The following is a 5,260-nucleotide window of genomic DNA, read 5'->3' as shown; positions in this document are numbered from 1 at the left end:
ACAACTAATACAGCCCAAACATAAGGATTCGAGAGATCAGCCCACATCAATACCGTAATAATGATCGCAGCAAGGATCATCACACCGCCCATGGTTGGCGTGCCACGTTTGCTGAAATGAGATTCAGGGCCGTCATTACGAACAACTTGGCCAATTTGTAGCATTTGCAGACGCTCAATTAAACGAGGTCCCATCCACAGTGACAGACATAACGCCGTCAAAATACTCGCGATTGCACGAAACGATAAGTATTCGAACAAACGGAAAAAAGAAAAGTGTGGCTGTAGTAGCTCTGCAAGCCAAATTATCATGAAAAGTTCTCCTTTAAAGCAGCGGCTATTTTACTCATTCCTGCACTATTCGCGCCTTTTACCAATAAGGTATGTGACACGCTTTCTGGCAAGCTTAGGTGCTGCTCTATGTGCGCGATCATCGCTTGATGCGTTGTAAAGTGGGTACCATTACAGACCTCACTAATCACCTTGGTATCATCACCGTAAGTAAGTACATGCTCAAAAGCGAATGGGGCAGCATATTCACCGACTTGACGGTGAAGTGCAAGGCTTTCATCGCCTAATTCAGCCATATTACCTAAAATTAACCAACGTTGACCTTTGAAGCTCGAGAGTAGCTTCGCTGCCGCCTTCATTGCTGGCACGCTGGCGTTGTAACTGTCATCTATGAGTTTGATATTCTGACTTAATTGTTGAACCTCAACTCGCCCTTTGACAGAGATCAGATTCGCTAAACCATTTTTCACCTCATCAAGCGAGGCTCCAAATTGGATACTCAACGCTGCAGCTGCTAATGCATTCGCTACGTTATGTTGACCGATGATACCAAGCTCAACAAATATGGACCCTTGAGGTGTCTGCATATCAAAGCACGCTTCACCTTGCTCATTGATGCGAATATTCTTGGCAAAATAATCCGCCTTGCTGTCGCTTTCTGAAAATGTTAGCACGCTTTTATCTGCAAGCACGTCATTCCAAAAGTCACCACCGTTGCTCTCTAGATTAACAATAGCAGTATCACCGGCAGCAAGCCCCTGAAAGATTTCACCTTTCGCTTGTTTCACACCATTGATAGACCCAAAGCCTTCTAAGTGCGCTGCAGCTACGTTATTAACTAACGCCACCTGTGGTTTCACAAGCTGCGTAGTATAGGCAATTTCACCAATGTGGTTCGCGCCCAGTTCTATCACGGCATAGTCGTCATTTGCTTCACTGCGCAGCAAGGTTAATGGCACTCCAATATCATTATTGAAGTTACCTGCGGTAAACAACACCTTGCCACGTTGCTGCAGAATGCTTGCCACCATCTCTTTAACCGTCGTTTTACCACAACTTCCTGTAATCGCCATGGTTGGCACGTCACACTGTTTGTGGATCCAAGCACTTAGCTGACCTAAAGCAAGTTTAGTGTCTTCAACAACCACCTGAGTAATATTTAGGTCAAGTTTTCGTTCGACTAACAACGCGCTCGCATTAGCTTCTACCGCTTGATGACAAAAGTCATGCGCATCAAAACGCTCGCCAACAAGAGCAACAAACAGTGCACCCTCTTCAACGGTTCGAGTGTCAGTAGAAACCGCATTAATAACACTATTGCTCGACTTGCCAGCCTCAATCAGCTGACCGCTCATCGCTGAACAAATCTGCTCGAGTGATACATCAATCATTATGAAATACCTAAAAGTTGTAGCGCGGACTCTCGATCTGAGTAATGGATCGTTTCGTCTTTCAATACTTGGTAATCCTCATGGCCTTTACCAGCCAAAAGAATAATGTCATTACTGCCTGCCTGTTCTAGGGCAAACTTAACCGCTTGATAGCGATCGTGCTCGACGAATGCAGATTCTGGTTCGCTTAAGCCAGCTAGCATGTCTTTAACAATCAGTGCAGGATCTTCGCTGCGAGGGTTGTCATCTGAAATAATAATTTTGTCGGCGAACTGCTCTGCCGTTACCGCCATCATTGGGCGCTTACCTGTGTCGCGATCGCCACCACAACCGAAGATAGCCCACAACTTTCCAGAGCAGTGTACACGCAATGCTGCCAATGCTTTTTCTAGAGCATCTGGCGTGTGCGCGTAATCGACAACGACTTTTGCTTTGCTCGGAACTTGAAACAGTTCCATACGACCAATAACAGGTTGAAGCTGAGACGCGGTGTCGACCAAGGTTTGCTTGTCGATGCCCAATGAAAGCAAAGTCGCGAAAGCAACCAGTACGTTTGATGCGTTGAACTGACCAATCAATGGAACCGAAAGATCACCTTGCCCCCAGCTACCATCGAAAGAGAGCTTAATCCCAGTTTCTGCATAGGCGACATCAGATGCCCACACCGACTGTTGGTAATCAGACAACGGAAGCAATGAAACAGCTATTGCATTGGACAAATCTGCCATCCACGCTTTGCCGACTTCATCATCCACATTGATCACTGCATGTTTGCATTTGTGTTGAGTAAACAGTCTTTTTTTAGCCAGTGCGTACTCTTCCATCGTGCCGTGGTAATCAAGGTGATCACGACTCAGGTTAGTGAACACACCAACCTCAAAATTCAACGCTTTTACTCGGCCTTGAACCAAACCATGAGAAGAGATTTCCATCGCGGTATAAACTGCACTTTCCTCAGCCAACTCGCTCAGTGTGCGTTGTATTTCAATCGCGCTGCCTGTGGTATTAGCCGCTGTTTTTAGGTTATCTAAGAAGCCATTACCCGTGGTGCCCATTACCGCCGAACGCTGGCCGACCAAATCAAGCCACTGAGCAATCAATTGGGTGATGGTGGTTTTGCCATTGGTGCCGGTCACACCAATCAACTTAGTCGCTTGAGAAGAATAAACTCGGCCAGCCAGTTCAGAGAGAATTGAATTTAGCTCAGATACATAAACAACAGGAACAGCATTTAACCACTCAACCAAACCATGAGCTTTGTCATCACTCGCTTGTGCAACGACAGCTTTCGCACCTTGAGCGACGGCTTTGTCGATAAAGCGACGACCATCAATGGCATGTCCAACAATGGCAACAAAAATATCGCCTTCCTTGATTGCACGGCTATCCAACTCCAATTGCTCAACAGCAATCGCATCTAGCTCAAGTGAACTAAAGTCCCCCCAAGGAGAAAGTAAAGATGACAGCGTGAGGCTATTACTCATATTGAATCCTGATTGGCTCTATTCTTGAAACTTGTTTTCATCAGCAGGGACATTGAGTATTTGCAGTGCACCCTTCATGATTTCAGAAAAAACGGGGGCAGCAACTGAACCACCATAGTAAAGGTCACCTTGCGGCTCATTGACTACGACAACCAGAGCTACTCTTGGATCGCTGACTGGAGCAAAACCCGACGTTATAGCAATATACTCATCACTATAGCCACCCGCAGCGGCTTTACGAGATGTACCCGTTTTTGCCGCAACTCGATAACCCGGAACAGCGGCTCTGGTTGCAGTTCCGCCCTTTTGAGTCACGCCTTCTAACATTTGCAATACCATCTCTGCATTTTCACGTTTGATGATCTGCTTTGAGAAGTCTTGGTCGTTGCTTTTAATGATATGAATCGGTTCATACATGCCTTTGTTGGCTAACGTTGCGTAAGCATGAGCCAACTGAAGCGGGGTCACAGATAAGCCATAACCAAAGGATAGCGTCGCGATTTCGAACTTGGACCAACGGCGACGGTTAGGAAAAATACCACTCGTTTCACCCACGAGATTTAGCCCAGACATTTCGCCTAAACCAACCGAACTGTACATACCAAGTAACGCTTCAAGCGGCATATCAAGCGCTAATTTCGCAACGCCGATGTTACTTGATTTTTTAAGGATCAAGGCTAAATCAGCCTTGCCCACTTTAGAGGTATCACGTACTCGGCTACCTCCAATTTGCATGATGCCATTACCCGTATCAATAATAGATTTCGCATCAGCTGTACCATTTTCTAATGCGGCGAGCACCACAAAAGGTTTCACTGTTGAGCCGGGCTCCATAGCATCGGTCAGCACGCGGTTTCGCATTTTAAAGCTTTGTAAATCAGAGCGGTTGTTCGGGTTGTAAGACGGTGCATTGACCATGGCTAACACAGCGCCCGTTTTCACATCGAGTAATACTGCAGAGCCTGAGGTCGCTTTATGATCGGCCACCGCTTGCTTAATCGCTCGATAGGCTATCGCCTGCAATCGTTGATCGATGGTGAGTTCTAGTGGTTTGCCTTCTTCGCGTTCTTCTAACGCAATGTTTTCGACAACGCGTCCGTAGCGGTCTTTACGAATCGTTCGCTTGCCTGCTTCGCCCGTAAGCCATTTATCGTAACTGCGTTCAACCCCTTCCAGGCCGTGTCCATCAATTCCGGTCACACCGATAAGGTGTGCACTGACTTCACCAGCAGGGTAGTAACGTCGAGATTCCGCTTTTAGGCCCACACCCACCAGCTTAAGTTCACGGATATACTTAGCCATCGCAGGGCTAACTTGTCTTTGTAGATAAATAAATCGACGGGATTTATTGCTAGAGATCTTATCGATCATCGATTGTCGCTGTAGGCCAAGTACATCGGCTAACGCATACCAACGATCAATCTGGGCCATACCATTTTTATCGAAAATCGTTTTTGGGTCGGCCCATACAGCCTCAACGGGAACACTCACAGCAAGCGGCTCGCCATTGCGGTCAGAGATAATACCGCGAGCAGAAGGAATAGCCTTAACACGCACTGAGCGAAGATCGCCCTGACGAATTAAGTTATCGGGTTCAATGATTTGGATGTAAGCCACACGGCCAACGAGTGCAGCAAAGGCTAGAAACACGAAAGCAATAACAACGTTGAAACGCCATTTAATAAGAATTGGATCCGAATCCTTTTCGCTCTTCACTCGCTCTTTCGTTGATTCATTAACGGTTTTTGCGGGTGTTTTTTCCTTTTTACCGGTCATTTCAGTGTGATCACAACTTCTTTGTCGGAGTCTGGACGTTTCATGTCTAGCTCTCTTTTTGCCGATGCTTGAACGCGGCTGTGTTCTGCTAGCGCCGTCTCTTCAAGCATTAAATTTCGCCACTCATCATCAAGTTGTTCCCGCTCCACCAATGCCATGTCTTTTTGCGTAATCGCCTGACGTGATACATGTGTCGTAAGAACGACCCCCATCGCACTCGCAAAGATGCAGATAAGAAGCCCCAATGGGACTTTGCCCACGGAGATCAAATCAAAAAAGATTATCTTGGCTAAGTTGGGTTTGGAGGTCTTCATTGACT

Annotated in this window: 4 protein-coding genes and 1 pseudogene; all 5 read right to left on the bottom strand. The window is 46.6% G+C overall.

Features of this window, described 5'->3' with window-relative positions; translation table 11 throughout:
- A pseudogene (gene mraY, locus AB4653_RS06950) lies at nucleotides 1-311 on the bottom strand (phospho-N-acetylmuramoyl-pentapeptide-transferase); the annotation flags it as partial.
- Nucleotides 308-1,681, bottom strand: coding sequence for a UDP-N-acetylmuramoyl-tripeptide--D-alanyl-D-alanine ligase (gene murF / locus AB4653_RS06945; RefSeq protein ID WP_009848953.1), 1,374 nt, complete (start codon nucleotides 1,679-1,681; stop codon nucleotides 308-310). The pseudogene mraY and the gene murF, both read right to left, overlap by 4 nt.
- Nucleotides 1,681-3,165 (bottom strand): UDP-N-acetylmuramoyl-L-alanyl-D-glutamate--2,6-diaminopimelate ligase, encoded by a 1,485-nt coding sequence (gene murE, locus AB4653_RS06940; RefSeq protein WP_009848952.1) that lies wholly within the window; start codon nucleotides 3,163-3,165, stop codon nucleotides 1,681-1,683. Before murE ends, murF begins: the two co-directional genes overlap by 1 nt.
- Before the next feature lie 18 nt (nucleotides 3,166-3,183).
- Entirely contained in the window at nucleotides 3,184-4,941 is a 1,758-nt protein-coding gene (locus AB4653_RS06935) for a penicillin-binding transpeptidase domain-containing protein (RefSeq protein WP_009848951.1), read from the bottom strand.
- Nucleotides 4,938-5,255 (bottom strand): cell division protein FtsL, encoded by a 318-nt coding sequence (gene ftsL / locus AB4653_RS06930; protein WP_009848950.1) that lies wholly within the window; start codon nucleotides 5,253-5,255, stop codon nucleotides 4,938-4,940. The genes AB4653_RS06935 and ftsL overlap by 4 nt, the downstream gene beginning before the upstream one ends.
- Nucleotides 5,256-5,260: the final 5 nt, after the last annotated feature.

The organism is Vibrio sp. 10N.222.48.A3, from assembly GCF_041475345.1.
Classification (GTDB): domain Bacteria; phylum Pseudomonadota; class Gammaproteobacteria; order Enterobacterales; family Vibrionaceae; genus Vibrio; species Vibrio tasmaniensis_A.
This window is presented reverse-complemented; position numbering and strand designations above follow the sequence as displayed.